This window comes from uncultured Treponema sp. (assembly GCF_934725225.1).
Lineage (GTDB): Bacteria > Spirochaetota > Spirochaetia > Treponematales > Treponemataceae > Treponema_D.
Window position 1 is genome coordinate 52462 of sequence record NZ_CAKVAM010000005.1, and the last position, 16227, is coordinate 68688.

Consider the following 16227-nt stretch of genomic DNA (forward strand, 5'->3'; position numbering starts at 1 on the left):
ATATATTGAAAAAAAATTCCACAGAAAAAAATTATATGCGCTGTTCAGTTTTGCCTTAAAACTGCCGAAATTCAATTCATAATGGAAAGATTCAGACTGCTTTCGGCATTTTTCATAGGCACTTTTTTTTATACCGTCATGGCTTTTATAGGCGGAAGCGACGGAATTTGGGCTATGAAACAGCTTCAGGAGCAGAAACAACTTTTGAGCGCGCATACGGCTGCAATTGAAAAAACTTACGACGAGCTTTCACTTGAGCAAATTGCGCTTCAAAAAGACCTTGATGTTATTGCCTCTTACGCAAAAAAACTGGGCTATGTCTCTGAAAGTGAAAAGCTTGTAAAAATTTCAGGGCTTGCTTCCCGGGAAACTCATATTTTTGATCCTGGAACTTTGGTCCGCCACCATGAAGTAAAATATATTCCGGAATGGCTTTGCAAATCTTCTGCGCTGACTATAATGGTTTTAGCTTACTTTGTTTTGTTTTTGGCTGATTTGCAGAAAGGCTTCATTCATTTTCCTTCAAGAAAAAAATTCTCAAGCGGCGGGATTGCGGTTTATGATATGCAGTAAAAATGAAGAGTCTGCGCGTATTGCGGCGGATTTTTTGAAGCGCGGAAAAATTTGCGTTCTTCCAACAGACACAGTCTACGGATTCAGCGGAATTGCTGAAAATTCATTGCAGGAAAAATTCGGCACAGACGCAAAAATAAGAAAAATAAAGGGCAGGGAAGAAAAAAAGCCTTTTATTCAGCTTGTTTCTTCTCCAGATGAAATATCAAAATATTCCGACTTTAAAATTCCAGAACAGCTTGCGAAAAAATGGCCTGGAGCTTTGACAGTTATAGTTCCGATGAAATTTCCTTTTTCTGAAAAAAATACAACTGTTGCCTTCCGATGTCCGGGAGACTTGTGGCTTAGAAATGTAATTGCCGAATGCGGATTTCCTATTTACAGCACAAGCGTGAACAGAAGCGGCAATCCTGTGTTGGATTCAGTCTGCGAAATTGAAAAAGAATTTTCAAATGAAGTTGACTTGATTATTGACGACGGCGACAAAAAAGGCTCTTTGCCTTCGACTATTGTGCTTTTGGAAAATGGCGGCTGGAAAGTTTTAAGGCAGGGAAGCGTTATCGTTTAGTCCAGCTGACTTTAATTTCTCCCTGCGAAATTCCTCCCGGGGAATTTTTGTTTTCTACAAGAGTTGTCTTTTTTCCAGAAAGCGTGTTGCCTGAAAGCGTCATGTTCCATTCAACTGGAGCTGCGGTTGCTGCGTTTTTCAATGCTTCTTGCCGCGGAATTTCCGGGAAAAATGAAGCGTTTGGCTTTCCGTTCTGCTTTATCTTTATAGAATTTCCTTGAACTGTTATTGAAATGTTCATGCTTGCGCCGTTTTTAAATATAACAAAGCCGCGTCCGCCCCTTAAAATCAAAATCTTTTCGATTAGCGGCTCGCCTGTCCAAGTTCCGGCAATTGCTTCTATTGAATTTTCATTTGCAGAAGAAGTCTGCGGTTCTTGTTTTTCCTGATTCTGTGTTTCCGGCTGTGAAGGAAGCTGAATGTTCCCCGAAAGATTCTGCAGAAGATTTTCCAGCGAAGGCTTTGCGTCAAGAATAATTTTATAGTATGTGTCGTATTTTTTTGTGGAGCTTACATTTTGCTTTCCATCAGCTTTTATTGCGTTCAATGTGCAGAGCCAGCCGCCGTCCGTGTCTTCCTGAATTTCCGCGTAAAATGAAATGTTCCGGGTTTCTGCGCTTGGATTGTAGTTTTCGTTTCTTCTGTCATTCACGGAATATCCGTCCACAGCCTGAAACTGCGAGAAAAAAAGATCCGTTGTCATTTTTATCATGTTGGAATCTTTTGAAGATGATACGGTCGCAAAAAAGTCCACGGTTTCCGCAGAAAATGCAAAAGCTGCCAAAAAGAGGATAATTATTTTTAATGCAGGATTTTTTTTGCTCTGCAACTATTTCTCCCTTTATCCGTCCAGCCTGTTTCTGAATTCCCTTGCAATGTCGCGCTTTACATCTCTGTCTTTTATTGCGGCCCGCTTGTCGAATTCTTTCTTTCCTTTGCAAAGTCCGAGGTTTATTTTTACAAGCCCTTTTTTCAGGTAAACTTCAAGCGGAACAAGAGTGAATCCTTTTTCCTCTGTTTTTCTCTGAAGCCTTTTGATTTCGTCTTTGTGAAGAAGAAGCTTTTTCTTTCTGTCCGGCTCATGGTTGAACACTGAAGAAAATGAATATTCTGAAATATGGAAGTTCTGAAGCCAGACTTCTCCGTTTTCTATAAAAGCAAAACTGTCGCCGAATGAAATGTTTCCGGCTTTTATGGATTTTACTTCCGAGCCTTCAAGCGCGATTCCGCATTCGATAGAGTCAGTTACAATATAGTTGAAATGTGCTTTTCTGTTCTGTGCGACAGTTTTTCGTGCTTCTTCCATATCCATAAATAGTATATTTTTTTTCAAATAGTTTCAACAAGAGTTTTTTGAAGCTGAAATTTCAGTATGCCGCAAAAATGTGTTGCTTGATAATAAAGTTCTTTTTTGCTATTGTTTGTGCATGAAACAAAATGTCGGCGATTATTCATTTGAATATAAGAAAAAGCAGCAGATAAAATTCATGCATGCTGTTGTCTTTGTGGTTTCAGTCTTTGTTTTTATTTCAGTTTTTTTGAACTGCATTTTATTTTCAGTTTTTATAAATTCATCGTCAATGGAAACTGATGTGTCCAAGGGCGGAATTGTCTTTGTTTGTCCGTTTTTGCGAAATCCGTCGCGCGGGCAAGTTGTGTATCTTTCGCGCATGGACGGTGAAAAGCTTTCGGCTGGGCAGAAATTTTTAAATGCCGCGGTGAAATTTTTTACATTGCAAAAGTATTCGCCGTTTGGAAGAAATTCACGAATGACTGGAAAAGACACTGTAAGGCGCGTTGTGGCTCTTCCGGGAGATTCATACTACATGAAAGACTTTGTGCTTTATGTTAAGCCAGCCGGACAATCGCATTATCTTACTGAATTTGAACTTGCTTCAAAGCCTTACAATATAAGCATTTATTCAGTTCCTGTTGAATGGGACGGAATGGGCTGCTCGGGTCAGATGGAAGAAGCTACCTTGGGAAAAAACGAGTATTTTGTGCTTGCCGACAACCGCATAGAAGGCTTGGATTCCCGCGTTTATGGAAAAATTCCTTCGTCAAGGATAAAAGGCCGCGTAATCTGGCAGTGCTTTCCGCTTGGAAAAATGAGGCTCTACTGATTTTTGATGAACAGCGCGGCTTTATATGTCCACATTCCGTTCTGCTTAAAAAAATGCAGCTACTGTGACTTTTTCAGCGTGGAAAATTCCGGGCGCATAGACGATTTGTATCTTGAATGCTTGAAAAATGAAGCCGTTTTTTATGCTGAAAAATATAAAATTGATTTTTGGCGCACAATTTACATCGGAGGCGGCACTCCAAGCCTTTTGTCTGCCAGTCAGATTGAAAAACTTGCAATTTACTTGAAAAATTCCTGCCTTTGCAAAAATATTCCGCCTTTGGAATTTACGCTCGAAATGAATCCAGAGTCAGTTTCAAAAGAAAAACTTGATTCCGCCTGGAAAAACGGCATTACGCGCCTTTCACTTGGAATTCAGTCATTAAATGAAAATGCGTTGAGGGCAGTTGAGCGTCATTGCAGCGCGGAAAAGGCAATTTCGGCTTTGGAAACTGTAAAAAACTGCTGGAAGGGCGAGCTTAGCCTTGATGCGATTGCGGGGCTTCCTTGCCAGTCTGAAAAAGAATTTCTTTTGTCGCTTGAAAAAATAATTTCGTACAATCCGGGGCATATTTCGCTTTATACGCTTACAGTTGAGGAAAAAACGCCGCTTGCAAGAAGTATTTCGTCTGGAAAAATAAATTTTGACTTTGACGAGGCTGATTCCCAGTGGATTTCCGGGCGCGATTTGCTTTTGAAAAATGGATTTTTTCAGTATGAAGTTTCGAACTTTTGCCGTGAAGGAAAAAAAAGCGTTCACAACGGCTCTTACTGGGCGCAAAAAAATTATGTTGGCATTGGCTGTTCTGCCTGCGGAACTTTTTACGGAAACAAGAGTTTTCGCTGGACAAACACGGAAAATATTTTGGAATATGAAAATTTCTGGAGCAAGCCGTTTCCGTCTGAATCAAAAATTCCAAGAAATATAGAAGAATTCGACCTTGAAACGCGGGAGTTTGAGTTTTTGATGATGGGACTTAGGACTTTTGAAGGCTTGAATTCAGTTGAATATAAAAAAAACTTTTGTTCTGTTGGGCCGTGGCGTGGCGACTTGGAAAAACGCCTTGAGCCTGTAATGAAATTCGGCATTAAAACTACTGAAAATCCAGACAGCTCTAAGAATTTTTCACTTACAGAAGATTCAATCTTATTTTTGAACAAAATTCTGCTTGAGCTTTAGCAATAATTGGCATTTTCTCTTGACTTAAAGTCTGAAATTCCGCATAATAAGAGAACTTATTATAGTAAGGAGTTCTACTGTGCCTTGTGGAAAGAAAAGAAAGCGCGCAAAGATAGCGACACATAAGCGTAAGAAGAAGCTTAGAAGAAATCGCCATAAGAGTAAGTAAAATAGCTTTGTAATTTTTTGCAAGGTTATTGGATTATTTCAAAAGGCCTTTTTTCATGGAGACCGCGGTTATTTTTATTTGACTGCGGTCTTTTTTGTGTTTTTGGAGCTTTAACTTGATTTTAAATGATATTCATTCGCCTGAAGATTTAAAGCTTATTCCAAAAAAGCTTCTTCCTTCACTGGCAAAAGAAATCCGCAGTAAGATTATAGAAGTTGTAGGGCATAATGGCGGACATCTTGCAAGCAACCTTGGCGTTGTGGAGCTTTCAATTGCCCTGCACAGAAGTTTTTCTAGTCCGCAAGATGCCATTATCTGGGATGTGAGCCATCAGTGCTATCCGCATAAAATTCTTACTGGTCGCTACGAGCTGTTTTCGTCAATAAGAATGAAGGACGGAATTTCTGGCTTTACAAAAATCAAGGAAAGTCCTCACGATTATTTTGATGCAGGACACGCTTCTTCTTCCATTTCATCTGCGTTGGGACTTTTGTCTGCCTGGGAACTTGAAGGAAGAAAAGACAAAGTTGTTGTTGTAATTGGCGATGGAGCTCTTACCGGCGGAATGGCTTTTGAAGGATTGAGTCACGCAGGTCAGCTTGCTAAAAATTTGATTGTTGTTGTAAATGACAACCAGATGTCGATTGACAAGAATGTCGGCTCAATTTCGCGTTATCTTTCCAGTCTTGCTTTTTCTGACAGCTATCACGGATTCCGCTATAAAGTTGACCGTCTTATCGATAAAATTCCTTATTTTAACCGCTGGCTTGGAAAAGTTGTTTTCAGGCTGAAACGCGGACTTAAAGGGCTTTTTTTTACAAATAATCTTTTTGTTGACCTTGGATTTGAATATACAGGACCTTTGAACGGACACAGCATTGACGAGATGGAGCGTGTTTTTAACCGTGCGAAAAAAATTCCGCGGCCAGTTGTAATTCATGTTGTTACAAAAAAAGGAAAAGGCTATAGTCCTGCTGAAAATAATCCGTCTGTCTTTCATGGAGTCGGGCCTTTTAATATAAGCGATGGAATTGTTGAAAAATTTGACAACTTGAGCTTTACAGAAAATTTCAGCAATAAAATTGTTGAAATGGCTCAGGCGGACAATAGGATTGTTGCAATTACTGCGGCAATGTCAAAGGGAACCGGGCTTGACGCTTTTTCAAGAAAATTTAAAGACAGATTTTTTGATGTTGGAATTGCAGAGGAGCACGCTGTAACTTTCGCAGGCGGAATTGCGGCTGGCGGACTGATTCCAGTTGTTGCAATTTATTCAACTTTTATTCAAAGAAGCGTTGACCAAATTATAGAAGACATTGCGCTGCAAAACAGGCACGTTATAATTGCGCTTGACCGAGCCGGAGCTGTTCCTTCTGACGGAGAAACTCATCAGGGAATTTTTGATATTGCGCTTTTCAGACCTGTTCCGAATCTTTCTATAATTTCCGTAGCTGGAAAAAAAGACATGGAGCTTTGCCTTGAGTGGGCGGTGAACAAAGCGCAAGGTCCTGTTGTAATCCGCTGGCCAAAAATGGCTTGTCCTTCCGAGCTTGAACCGTTTTCTGTTACTGTAGAGCCCGGAAAAGGCGTTCTTTTGCAGACTACGGATTTTGCACCGTCTATTTCTTCTTTTGGGCAGGGCGAGAATTCCTGGAGAAAAAAAGTGCTTTTGGTTTGCACTGGAAGCGTTTTTTCAGAAACATTGAGAGCAGCCCGCGCGCTTGTCTTGGACGGAATTGACGCTGACATTTATTCGCTTAGATTTATAAAGCCTTTTGATGAAAAATATTTTGCTGGCGTTGCAAAGCTTTATTACGGAATTGTTTTTATAGAAGACGGCGTAAAAATGGGCGGAATTTCAGAATGGCTTGAAAGTTTTGTGCGCGGTTCCCCTGAAACTTCATTTTTAAAAACTGCGGTTCTGGCTTTTCCTGACAGATTTGTTGCAAACGGAAACCGCGAGCAGATTCTGGACGAAGCTGGACTTTCTTCTGAAAAAATTATAAATGCTGCTAAGGAGCTAATGCGGATATGAAAACTTTAAATTTGGCTTCAAGAAAAATTTCAACAGATTTTCCGGCGTTTGTAATGGGAATTGTAAACTGCACTCCAGACAGTTTTTTCAGCGGAAGCAGAGGCGGCGCAGAACGTGCTTTTGAGCTTATTGATGAAGGTGTGGACATTCTTGATTTGGGCGGAGAATCCACGCGTCCCGGTTCAGATTATGTGAGCACGGAAGAAGAAATAAAACGCATTGTTCCCGTTATAGAAGAAATCCGCAGAAAAAGCGATATTCCAATTTCAGTTGACACAAGAAAAAAATCTGTTATGCAGGCTGCGTTCGATTCTGGCGCGGACATTTTAAACGATATTTCAGCATTGGAAGACGACCCGGAGCTTGCTTTTTTTGCCGCGGAAAAGAAAATTCCTGTGATTTTGATGCATAAGCGTGGAATTCCTTCCACAATGCAGGCGGACACAGAATACAAAAATATTTTTAACGAAGTCAGTTCGTATCTTGAGCAAAGAGCGGAATTTGCTATAAAAAACGGAATTGAAAAAGAAAAAATAATCGTAGATCCTGGAATTGGCTTTGGAAAAAATCTTGAAGGAAATTTGAATCTTATTTCAAACTGCGGCTTTCTTTGCGGCGGAAAATTTCCTGTGCTTATGGCGCTTTCAAGAAAATCCTGCATAGGACAGGTTACGGGGCGGGAAGTTCAGGACAGACTTTATGGAACTCTTGCCGCTGATTTGATTTCAGTTTTAAAAGGAGCTTTTATGGTTCGCGTGCATGACGTTGCTCCTTGTAAAGATACACTTGCTGTGTTAAAATCGCTTTTAAAGTATGAATCAGTTTGAAACTTTAATAAAAATATATGATTTTATCAGGCCTGTCCTTGATATAGGAATTATTACATTTCTTCTGTACAAGGCTTACCAGCTTATAACAAAAACCAATGCGATTCAGCTTATAAGGGCTGCGGTCGTTGTGGTTCTTTCTTATGCGGTTGCAGTTATTCTTCAGCTTAGAACTTTGCTTTGGATTTTTTCGGTGATTGCGCCTGGACTTATGATGGCTTTTGCGATTGTTTTTCAGCCGGAGTTAAGAAAAGTTTTCCTTAAGCTTGGTCAGGCTGAATGGTTCACTTTCGGAAGCAGGGCGAAGCATTCTTACGTGGATTCAGTTCTTATTGCCGCTGAAATGCTTTCAAAGCAGAAGCGCGGAATGCTTGCTGTTTTTATGCGGCGCACAAAGCTTGACAATATTCTTTCCACAGGAACAAGGCTTAATGCAGACCTTTCTTCAAGTTTGCTTGTAACAATTTTCGGACATAATACGCCTTTACATGACGGAGCTTGTTTTATTCAGGGTGGAAAAATTCTTGCGGCTGGCTGTTTTCTTCCGGTAAGCGAGCAGTACGACATAAAAAAGACTTTTGGAACGCGTCATAGGGCGGCTTTGGGGCTTTGCGAGGTAAGCGACTGCGTTGTGCTTGTTGTAAGTGAAGAAACCGGCGCATACAGCCTTGCTTATGACTCAAAGCTTCATTATGACCTTACAATGGATCAAGTTACAAGAATTCTTGAACGTCAGCTGGATATTACTCCAGATCAGCAGATTATAGAGGATACAATTGATGAGCATAAACCAATTACTGGCAAAGATAACTAAAAACTGGCCTGTAAAAGCAATCTGCTTTGTTCTGGCTGCGATGATTTATTTTTTCCATCAGATTTCACTTCTTGATGTAAAAACTTTTTCTGTGCCTCTTGAAGTCCGTGCTGAAGGAAACATGATTCCTGTTTCCGGGCTTGAGCAGGTAAAATACATAAGAGTAAAAGTCAGGACAAAACGCGACCAGATTGCTTCTATAATGGAAAAGGATTTGACTGCGTTTATAGATATTTCGTCCCAGACAAAAGAAGGAATTTACGATTTTCCTGTTTATGTTGACCTTGATGAAAAAATTGTGCAGCTTGATTTGGAGCCGCTTGAAATTTACAATCAGCCTGACAATGTGAAAATTCAGATTAAAAAGAAAACAACAAAAGCAGTTCCTCTTTACGCTTCTGTTTTGGGAAAGCCCGCGCATGGATACAAGGCGCTTTCTGCTGAGCTTGAGCCTTCGTTTGTAACTTTGTGCGGACCTGCGTCGATGGTGGATTCAATAAATAAGTTGCCGGTTGGAGCTGTTTCGATTGAAGGTGCGGACGCAAGTATTTCAAAAATTGTAAGTCCTGTAAATACAAATTCGTATATTTCAATTCTTGGTGAAAAAAATTCTATTAGAGTTTCTGTTCCAGTCGTGATTGAAGGAACTGTAAAAGAATTCAAGAGCGTTCCTGTTGTGCTTGTAAATCTTTCGCCAAGCCTTGCAGTTTCTGGAGACGCTGTTAAAATTGATTTTTCTGTAGCAGGAAATTTGCTTGATATTGAAAAAGTTTCCCCGGCGAATTTTAATGTTTTTGCCGACTGCGCTTTTATTACAGAGCCTGGAATTTATGAAGTTCCGGTTCAAATTGACGCTCCGGGAAATCTGACTGTTTCTTCGCAAAGTTTCAGCGTTTTTGTGCTGAACGTTGTAAAGTCGGAGCAGGAAGAAGAAATTCCTATAGAAGAGCCGGAGCCTGAAAAAAAATCAACAAGCTCAGTTTTGAAAGTTCCGGTTTTGTCGTAAAGGTTTGCATGATTTTTGGTGTTGGCTGCGATATAACAAAAGTTTCTCGTTTTGAAAAATGGGTTTTATCCAAAGATATGATAAGCCGGTTTTACAACGAAAATGAACGTATTTCTGAAAGCGCAGGACTTCAGCGTAAATGCGAATTTTATGCGAGCCGTTTTGCGGCAAAAGAAGCATTTTCAAAAGCGCTTGGAACTGGAATTCGCGGATTCAATTTAAATGAAGTTTTTATTTCAAAAGACGATAATGAAAAGCCTGAAATAAAAGTTTTAGGAAACGCAAAAAAATTGCTTGAAGAAAAATGCGGTGAAAAATACAAAATCCATGTTTCGCTTAGCCATGAAAAAGAATATGCTTTGGCGTTCGTTGCAATCGAAATAATTGCGTAATTGAAAAATAAATTTTGCGGAGGAAAAAATGGCAACGCAATTCAATAGAAAAACTTTTTTAACAGAAGCTGAAAAAAAGCCCGCGGTTTCTTATTGGGCAAAAGAAGATGCTTTGTGTCCAGTCTGCCGCAAAAAATTCAGGCAAGAACTTATGCATCAAGGTGGCGGCAGAACTATCGCAGGAAATCTTACTGACGAGCTTCATAGAAATTACGAGCCTTCAAAAAAATACGGAAGAGTTTATCCGCTTATTTATGAAATCGGCTGCTGTCCTCATTGCCACACCGCTTTGTTTTGGAAAGATTTCAAGGACATAAAAGACCCGGAAACTTTTGACAGAATTATGCAGGATGAGCAGCATAGAATAAAAGAAGTTGAAGCGATTTTTCCGCATTACGATTTAAATGACGAGCGGACTTTGTACGACGGAACTGCAATGTATTATCTTGCGCTTCTTTGCTATGAGAAGGCAGACATTGCTTACGCTCCGACTTTTAAGCGCGCTGAAATTTCTTTGCGGCTTGCCTGGCTTTGCAATGAAATTGAACGAGTTTGCCCGGATCATAATTATGGTTATATCGCTCAGGTTTTTTACAGAAAGGCTTTGTTTTTTTATCAGCAGACTTTGATTAATGAAACTGGACGAATTGAATCAATAGAATCTGTTGCAAACTTTGGTCCTGACACTGATAAAAACTATGGCTACGATGGCGTGATTTATTTAAGCGGACTTTTGGAATACAAGTATGGTCAGCGAGAAAATCAAGAACTTAGGCTGAAAAAACTTGATGAAAGCAAAAAGGCGATTGCAAGAATTTTCGGATTGGGAAAATCCAGCAAGGCAAAACCAGGCCCGCTTCTTGAAGTTGCAAAATCGCTTTATGACAAAATGACTTCCGAGCTTTCTTCTAATAATATTTTCAGCGAAGATGACTAATATTCTTCTTACAGTTTCTTATGACGGAACTGATTTTTGCGGCTGGCAAAGACAGGACAAATCTGACAATGGAAGTCCAGTCCGCACAGTTCAGGGCGAAATTGAAAACGCGCTTTTTAAAATGCTGAAAGTTCCTGTAAAACTTTCTGGCAGCGGAAGAACCGACAGCGGAGTTCATGCGGTGGGGCAGGCTGCAAATTTTGAATCTCCAATTGATACAATTCCCTGCGAAAATTATGTGCGGGCTTTAAATGGAATTCTTCCGCAGGACATAAGAATTTTAAAAGCACGTGTAGTTGAAAAAGATTTCAGCTCAAGATTTTGCGCGACTTCAAGATTGTACAGATATTTTATCCAGACAAAAAATCCGCCTCTTGCAAGTGAAAGCCGCTACAGATGGTTCATTCCGTTCCGCCCGGAAATTGATTCTTTAAATGAAATATGCACTTGTCTTCGCGGTGAAATTGACTGCGCTTCGTTTGCAGCTTCTGGAGATTCAAGCCTTTCAACAAAAAGATATATTGATAACGCGTTTTTTTACTGGGACAAGGAAAATACTGATTTGCTTGTTTTTCAAATTGAAGCAAATGCTTTTCTTTGGAAAATGGTCAGATCCATTACAGGCACTCTTATTCAGCTTGCGCAGAAAAAATGCAGCCCGGACGAATTTAAAAAAATTCTTGAAAGCCGCGACAGAACTAAAGCCGGAATTACCGCGCCGCCAACCGGACTTTTTTTGTGGGAAGTAAAATTTGATGGAATCCGCCGCCATGTTTAATTGCGTTGCTTCTTGATGAAATTTGCTAAATCTTTTATTCTTTTTGTGCTATGAAATTTTTTAAAAATCTTCTGGTTGCTTTTGCTTTTATTTCTGTTTTTTGCGGATGCAGAAAAGGAAAAATAGTTTCTTCCGTAGAAAAAGAAAATCTTTTTGAATTGAATTACGGAACTTTTGAAGACGAGCTTAATGTTTTTAATATGGCTTCTGCCGGAAATATCAACACTTCAATTTCTATGCAGGATGGATTTTTTTATATTTTGAACGGCGAATCAAAAAAAATAATGGAAATGAACAGCTACGGAGATTTGCTTGCCTTGTATTATAATCCGCAGGAAAATCCGCGTCCTTCATTTTCTGAAAATACAAGCGACATTAATTCTACGCGAGCGGCAGTTCCGTATTCATTTAATGAAGTTTCAAAAATCGCTGTTGACTCAAGAAAATATCTTTATGCGGTTGACAAGCTTCCATTAAATCGTCAGGAAACAGATCCAAAGACAAATCAAGTTTTGAGCCAGATTATTGTAAGGTTTGACGATTCAAAAAAATACATGAACTATATTGGTCAGCAAGGTCCTGGAGGAACTCCGTTTCCGTATATAAAAAATATTTTCACGACGGACAAAAATGAGCTTGTTGTTTTATGCACGACTTCATCCGGCGCGGTTGTCTATTGGTTTTCGATGGACGGATTTTTAATGTACACAATTCCAATTGAAAAAGAAAATGTTCCGAATCCTTTTGCAGAGGAAAAAACTGAAACTTTTTTTTCACTTGAAAATATTGTTCCTGATTACAAAGAGCGCAAGTTGTATTTAAAAGTTGACTATTTTACAAGCTACATCGACGAGTCAAGCCGCGTTCAGTCTGGCGTGGAATATATAACTACGCTGATTCATCCTTTTGATGTTGAAAATAATTCATACGATTTTCCTATAACTGTTCCGCCTTACGACGAGCCTGTTTCCGAAGGATTCTCGAAAGAAACTTTTGAAATTCCTTACGATTTCTTGGGAATTACAGATAGCGGCTGGCTTTATTTTATTGTAAGCACTGACGACGGTTTTAGTCTGCAAATGGTTCAGTCGAACGGACAAAGAATCCTAAAGCGGAAAATTTCACTTGATAGAGAATCCTGCCTTTATTATTCTTTTAATCTGAGCCGCGAAGGAATTATTTCCGCATTGATTGTGAAAAATGAAAAGGCTTCTGTTTGCTGGTGGCGAATCGATTCTTTGATTCAGGCTGTTATAAAAAATTAATTTTGGAATTATAAATGGAAATTTTTGACGATGAAAATCAGCCTGAAATTCGCTACGATGAAAACGATTTAGTTTTTCATTACAAAAGAGGCTCGTTCCGCCGGCATGAACAGGCGATTTACCGTGATCTTGCAACTGGAAAAAACGCTCCAAAAAAAGGGCTTATAAAAGTTCTTTTTTCAACAAAAGGAAATAAAATCGCATTTTTCACAATGGTGATGTGCATTGTCTTGTTTTTTGTCCTTGGAATTATAAATGGCGGCGCAGACAAAAATTCAATTGCAGGAATAACAGCGAAACTTTCCGCATTTTCATTTGACGAAAAAGTTTATGCTTCTGTTGAATTTTCCAACTTTGAAAAAATAGAAAACATTGATTCTGTTCCGCTAAAAGTTCAGTTTGAATGCCTGAATGCGGAAGGCTCTGTTGCTGATAAATTTGAAACAGACTTCAATTTCGCTCCAAAATCTCCAAAGCCGGTTTATGCAGTTTTCAACGATTATGATTTGGTTTCTGTAAAATGCCATTTAATCTATGAAAATGAATCGGCTGTTTTGGAATGCAAGATTTCAAATAGATAAATTTACCATTTACAATTTTCAAATTTTCATTTATTCTTTTATAGAGGAATAATTATGGCTCAGTTTTATTTTCTTTCCGTTTTGCTAAATATTCTTGCCGGACTGATTTTGATTTATGGAAAAAATCTTGTTGACTTAAAGTCTTCTGATGATGATTCTGAAGCTGCTCAAAAGATTTCGTTTGGCGGACTGAATTTTGACAGCCCGGGATTCAGGCTTGTTGTTGGTGTTTTGTGCGTTTTTGTAGCAGTTATGAAAATTCTTTCTGTTTTTAGAAATGATATTCCTGTAATTGGCGATTTGTTTCCTGTTGTCGCCGGCTTTCTTTCTGGCGCTTCAATTCTTTTGGAATATTATATTTTCAGCAGTTCAGAAAGCGAGTCTGTTCCTCCTGCGGTTTATAAAGTTTTTATTGAGTCAAGAAAATATATTGGAATTATCTGCATCACGGCTGGCATATTGCATTTTGTATTTCCTCAAGTCATGCTTTTGTAGAGGTTTTTATGTCAAAAGTTTCCATAGCATGTATAGCTTTGTTAAACGGAAAAATTCTTGTTGCCCACAGAAATCCTACAGGTCAAATGGGCGGACGCTGGGAATTTCCAGGCGGAAAAGTTGAGCCGGGTGAAACAGACAAAGAAGCTGTTGTCCGTGAAATAAAAGAAGAATTCGGAATTACTGTTGAAGTTGGAGAAAAAATCGCAGAAACTTCTTTTGTTCATAACGAAGAAAATGTTCTTTTGCATGCATATAGAATTTTTGTTCCGCATGATGGAATTGAAAAAAAATATATTTTAACAGAGCACACAGAATATAATTGGATTCCGATTGAAGATGTTGAAAAACTGAATTTTGTGGACAGCGACCTTCTTCTTTATCCAAAGGTAAAATCTTATATTCTTGAGGAACTGAAAAAATGAAAAAACTTTTTGCAGTTCTTGTTGTTTTTCTTGCTGTAATTTTTTCTGGCTGTGTTCAAAAAAAAATCGACTTGAATTTTCAAGACGAATCTTTTATTGCTCCAGATCAGGAATGGCTTGTTGTAACAGTTCCTTATGCGGCTTTTAGAGTTTCCGCTGATTTTTCAAGTGAAATTTGCTTCCATGCAAGAAGCGGAGATATTTTTCTAATCTGCGGAAAACAAAGAGTTCAAGTAATCAATCCAGAAGAAAAAAAATCCAGCAAAGATTATTTGGTCTGGTATAAAGTAGAGCAGGGCTGGATAGATGGCTCGCTTGTGGCTGTTTATGATACTAAATTGAAGGCAGAGGCGGCTGCAAAAAGAGCTTATGAAAAAAACTGAAAGAAATCTTGCTGCCACGTTTGCAAGAAATTTAAAGTTTTTCAGGCAAAAATGCAATTATTCACAGGAAAAACTTGCTGAGCTTATAGACGTTTCTCCTGCTACAATTTCAAATTACGAAACTGGGGAAATGTGGCCTTCACGTCAGAATTTGGCAAATCTTGTTGAAGTTCTAAAAATCCATCCTTATCAGCTTTTTATAGATTTTTCCAAAGACCTTGACTTCTTAAAACTTGATATTATTGAAAGAGTTGAAATCGCTTTTGATGCGCCGGAAGAAGGTTTTTCTACATCCGCAAAAAGAGTAAGAAAATAAAAAAAAGCACCCGAAACTAAAAAAGTTTCCAAGTGCTTTTGGAGATGACGGGAGTTGAACCCGCGTCCATGCAAGCAAACCAAGCATCTCTACAGGTTTATTGAAGCGAGGTGGTTGTCGGGAAAAGGTAGCGGCTTCAAAGGCGTCTCTTCCGTATCTTGATAAAAGTCTCGAACTAACCTCAAGAAATTAGCTCAACAAGTCCCTGTCAGCAACAGAACATTTCAGCATTAGGAACAGCATACTAAAAGTTCCGGCACTGCTTAAGCAGCAAGTGCAAACTGTTCGTTTTCAGACTGTTCGTCTTCTCTACGTTTTGCAGTTATTTTTTTGTCAGTTTAAGGCACCTTCACACCTACCTGCAACACAAGATTTCTCTTGCTTGTCGAAACCGGTACATCCCCGGTTTTCATAAGAGGCTGAAAAGTTCAACCTCTTATAATATAATCAAAAAATTATTCTCCGTCTACAGCAACACCATGACGTTTCTGCTGGAATCTCTTAAGCATCGCAACGCCATTACGCTTGTCATTGTATACGAATCCGCCGTTCCAGTATTCCAAAGCTGCAAAGAGAGCGTTTCCGCCGTCCTGTTCGTCAGATTTTTTTGTACGGAATGAAACATAGTTTGAAAGTTCTTCAAAATTTGAATTATGAAGACAATCCAAACGCTTTTTGTTGAATTCATTCCATTTTTCCAAATCCTTAAATCCTTCGCCTTCATCTTCAACGATGATATGAGCGTGGGACGGGCTAAAAGAATACCAAACGTGAACCTGCTTATTTAAATCGCAGTTATTTCCATGTTTTACTGCGTTTTTAATAACTTCGCTTATCTGCTGCTCAAGAAGGTTTATTTCCTTGATTTCAAGAGGAGCTGACTGCACAATCAAAAGTGTAAAGTAGCGAATCTGCCTGAAGTTTGACGGAAATGCCTTGTAAAGCATATTTGTTTTGTCAAATAATGGGTCATTGCCATCTGAACGAAGCTCTTTGAATTCTTCCATTTAAAGTACCTCTTATTCGTTAATCATAAGCAACGCTTCTTCAACACTATTTGCAATAGGGAAGTAGCCCATCAACTTGGTGAGTTCAATAACTTTTTTTACAGAACCGTGAACATTTGAAATATAGAGCTTCAAGTTCATCTTTTTGATTGTTGAACAGATGTAAATAAGAGCTCCAATTCCAGACGAGTCGATATAATCAACCTGCTCAAGATTGATTACAAACGATTTTACATTTTTCTCAAGCATCTTCATTACAAGTTCCTTGAGTTTGTAAGAATTGTACAAGTCCATTTCACCATTTACATCAATGATGTAGACTTCTCCATTCTTCCTTATTTTAAGTTCCATAAG

The 16227-nt window shown here is 38.9% G+C and carries 21 protein-coding genes and 1 other RNA gene; 17 read left to right on the plus strand and 5 right to left on the minus strand.

Annotated features, from left to right (window positions below; genetic code table 11):
- Positions 1-138: 138 nt before the first annotated feature.
- Together Q0H92_RS08605 and Q0H92_RS08610 are read left to right on the plus strand one after the other, a co-directional pair.
- Entirely contained in the window at positions 139-573 is a 435-nt protein-coding gene (locus Q0H92_RS08605) for a septum formation initiator family protein (RefSeq protein ID WP_296013817.1), read from the plus strand.
- Positions 560-1141, plus strand: coding sequence for an L-threonylcarbamoyladenylate synthase (locus tag Q0H92_RS08610; protein ID WP_296013819.1), 582 nt, complete (start codon positions 560-562; stop codon positions 1139-1141). The genes Q0H92_RS08605 and Q0H92_RS08610 overlap by 14 nt, the downstream gene beginning before the upstream one ends.
- On the opposite strand, the gene Q0H92_RS08615 is transcribed toward Q0H92_RS08610, so the two are convergent.
- The gene (locus Q0H92_RS08615; RefSeq protein ID WP_296013821.1) at positions 1131-1970 is read right to left on the minus strand and encodes a hypothetical protein; all 840 of its coding nucleotides are present in this window, start codon (positions 1968-1970) and stop codon (positions 1131-1133) included. The genes Q0H92_RS08610 and Q0H92_RS08615 overlap by 11 nt on opposite strands.
- A 12-nt stretch (positions 1971-1982) precedes the next feature.
- Positions 1983-2447, minus strand: a complete 465-nt coding sequence (smpB, locus tag Q0H92_RS08620; protein WP_013701348.1) for an SsrA-binding protein SmpB — start codon at positions 2445-2447, stop codon at positions 1983-1985.
- A 121-nt stretch (positions 2448-2568) separates the two neighbouring features.
- Here smpB and lepB point away from each other — a divergent pair, with 121 nt between their 5' ends.
- The 15 genes from lepB to Q0H92_RS08695 all read left to right on the plus strand — a co-directional run bounded on the left by lepB (position 2569) and on the right by Q0H92_RS08695 (position 14866).
- Positions 2569-3264 (plus strand): signal peptidase I, encoded by a 696-nt coding sequence (gene lepB, locus Q0H92_RS08625; RefSeq protein ID WP_296013822.1) that lies wholly within the window; start codon positions 2569-2571, stop codon positions 3262-3264.
- Between the two features lie 6 nt (positions 3265-3270).
- Complete coding sequence (gene hemW, locus Q0H92_RS08630) at positions 3271-4443, plus strand: radical SAM family heme chaperone HemW (protein WP_296014357.1); 1173 nt, start codon at positions 3271-3273, stop codon at positions 4441-4443.
- 284 nt (positions 4444-4727) lie between these two features.
- A complete protein-coding gene (gene dxs / locus Q0H92_RS08635; protein WP_296013823.1) occupies positions 4728-6647 on the plus strand; it encodes a 1-deoxy-D-xylulose-5-phosphate synthase in 1920 nt (639 codons plus the stop codon).
- On the plus strand, positions 6644-7474 hold the full coding sequence (gene folP, locus Q0H92_RS08640) for a dihydropteroate synthase (RefSeq protein ID WP_296013824.1): 831 nt from the start codon (positions 6644-6646) through the stop codon (positions 7472-7474). Before dxs ends, folP begins: the two co-directional genes overlap by 4 nt.
- A complete protein-coding gene (cdaA, locus tag Q0H92_RS08645; RefSeq protein ID WP_013701353.1) occupies positions 7461-8288 on the plus strand; it encodes a diadenylate cyclase CdaA in 828 nt (275 codons plus the stop codon). The genes folP and cdaA overlap by 14 nt, the downstream gene beginning before the upstream one ends.
- Positions 8254-9294 carry a CdaR family protein gene (locus Q0H92_RS08650; protein ID WP_296013825.1) on the plus strand — a complete coding sequence of 347 codons (1041 nt, stop codon included), beginning with the start codon at positions 8254-8256 and terminating at the stop codon, positions 9292-9294. Before cdaA ends, Q0H92_RS08650 begins: the two co-directional genes overlap by 35 nt.
- Positions 9295-9302: 8 nt before the next feature.
- Positions 9303-9686, plus strand: coding sequence for a holo-ACP synthase (acpS, locus tag Q0H92_RS08655; RefSeq protein ID WP_296013826.1), 384 nt, complete (start codon positions 9303-9305; stop codon positions 9684-9686).
- Positions 9687-9714: 28 nt separating this feature from the next.
- Positions 9715-10623 carry a DUF2225 domain-containing protein gene (locus Q0H92_RS08660; RefSeq protein WP_296013827.1) on the plus strand — a complete coding sequence of 303 codons (909 nt, stop codon included), beginning with the start codon at positions 9715-9717 and terminating at the stop codon, positions 10621-10623.
- Positions 10616-11401, plus strand: a complete 786-nt coding sequence (truA, locus tag Q0H92_RS08665; RefSeq protein WP_296013828.1) for a tRNA pseudouridine(38-40) synthase TruA — start codon at positions 10616-10618, stop codon at positions 11399-11401. The genes Q0H92_RS08660 and truA overlap by 8 nt, the downstream gene beginning before the upstream one ends.
- Before the next feature lie 50 nt (positions 11402-11451).
- A complete protein-coding gene (locus tag Q0H92_RS08670; RefSeq protein ID WP_296013829.1) occupies positions 11452-12666 on the plus strand; it encodes a hypothetical protein in 1215 nt (404 codons plus the stop codon).
- A gap of 14 nt (positions 12667-12680) precedes the next feature.
- Complete coding sequence (locus tag Q0H92_RS08675) at positions 12681-13247, plus strand: hypothetical protein (RefSeq protein ID WP_296013830.1); 567 nt, start codon at positions 12681-12683, stop codon at positions 13245-13247.
- A gap of 54 nt (positions 13248-13301) precedes the next feature.
- Positions 13302-13742 carry a hypothetical protein gene (locus Q0H92_RS08680; protein WP_296013832.1) on the plus strand — a complete coding sequence of 147 codons (441 nt, stop codon included), beginning with the start codon at positions 13302-13304 and terminating at the stop codon, positions 13740-13742.
- Positions 13743-13750: 8 nt separating this feature from the next.
- Positions 13751-14167, plus strand: coding sequence for an NUDIX domain-containing protein (locus tag Q0H92_RS08685; RefSeq protein WP_296013833.1), 417 nt, complete (start codon positions 13751-13753; stop codon positions 14165-14167).
- Positions 14164-14550, plus strand: a complete 387-nt coding sequence (locus Q0H92_RS08690; RefSeq protein WP_296013834.1) for a hypothetical protein — start codon at positions 14164-14166, stop codon at positions 14548-14550. The genes Q0H92_RS08685 and Q0H92_RS08690 overlap by 4 nt, the downstream gene beginning before the upstream one ends.
- On the plus strand, positions 14537-14866 hold the full coding sequence (locus tag Q0H92_RS08695; protein ID WP_296013835.1) for a helix-turn-helix transcriptional regulator: 330 nt from the start codon (positions 14537-14539) through the stop codon (positions 14864-14866). Before Q0H92_RS08690 ends, Q0H92_RS08695 begins: the two co-directional genes overlap by 14 nt.
- A gap of 36 nt (positions 14867-14902) precedes the next feature.
- Here Q0H92_RS08695 and ssrA read toward each other — a convergent pair.
- From ssrA to Q0H92_RS08710, 3 genes are all read right to left on the minus strand, one after another.
- Positions 14903-15270: a transfer-messenger RNA gene (ssrA, locus tag Q0H92_RS08700) on the minus strand.
- Between the two features lie 51 nt (positions 15271-15321).
- The gene (locus Q0H92_RS08705; RefSeq protein ID WP_294015245.1) at positions 15322-15873 is read right to left on the minus strand and encodes an ATP-binding protein; all 552 of its coding nucleotides are present in this window, start codon (positions 15871-15873) and stop codon (positions 15322-15324) included.
- Between the two features lie 12 nt (positions 15874-15885).
- Positions 15886-16224 (minus strand): anti-sigma factor antagonist, encoded by a 339-nt coding sequence (locus tag Q0H92_RS08710; RefSeq protein ID WP_013701365.1) that lies wholly within the window; start codon positions 16222-16224, stop codon positions 15886-15888.
- Positions 16225-16227 lie beyond the last annotated feature (3 nt).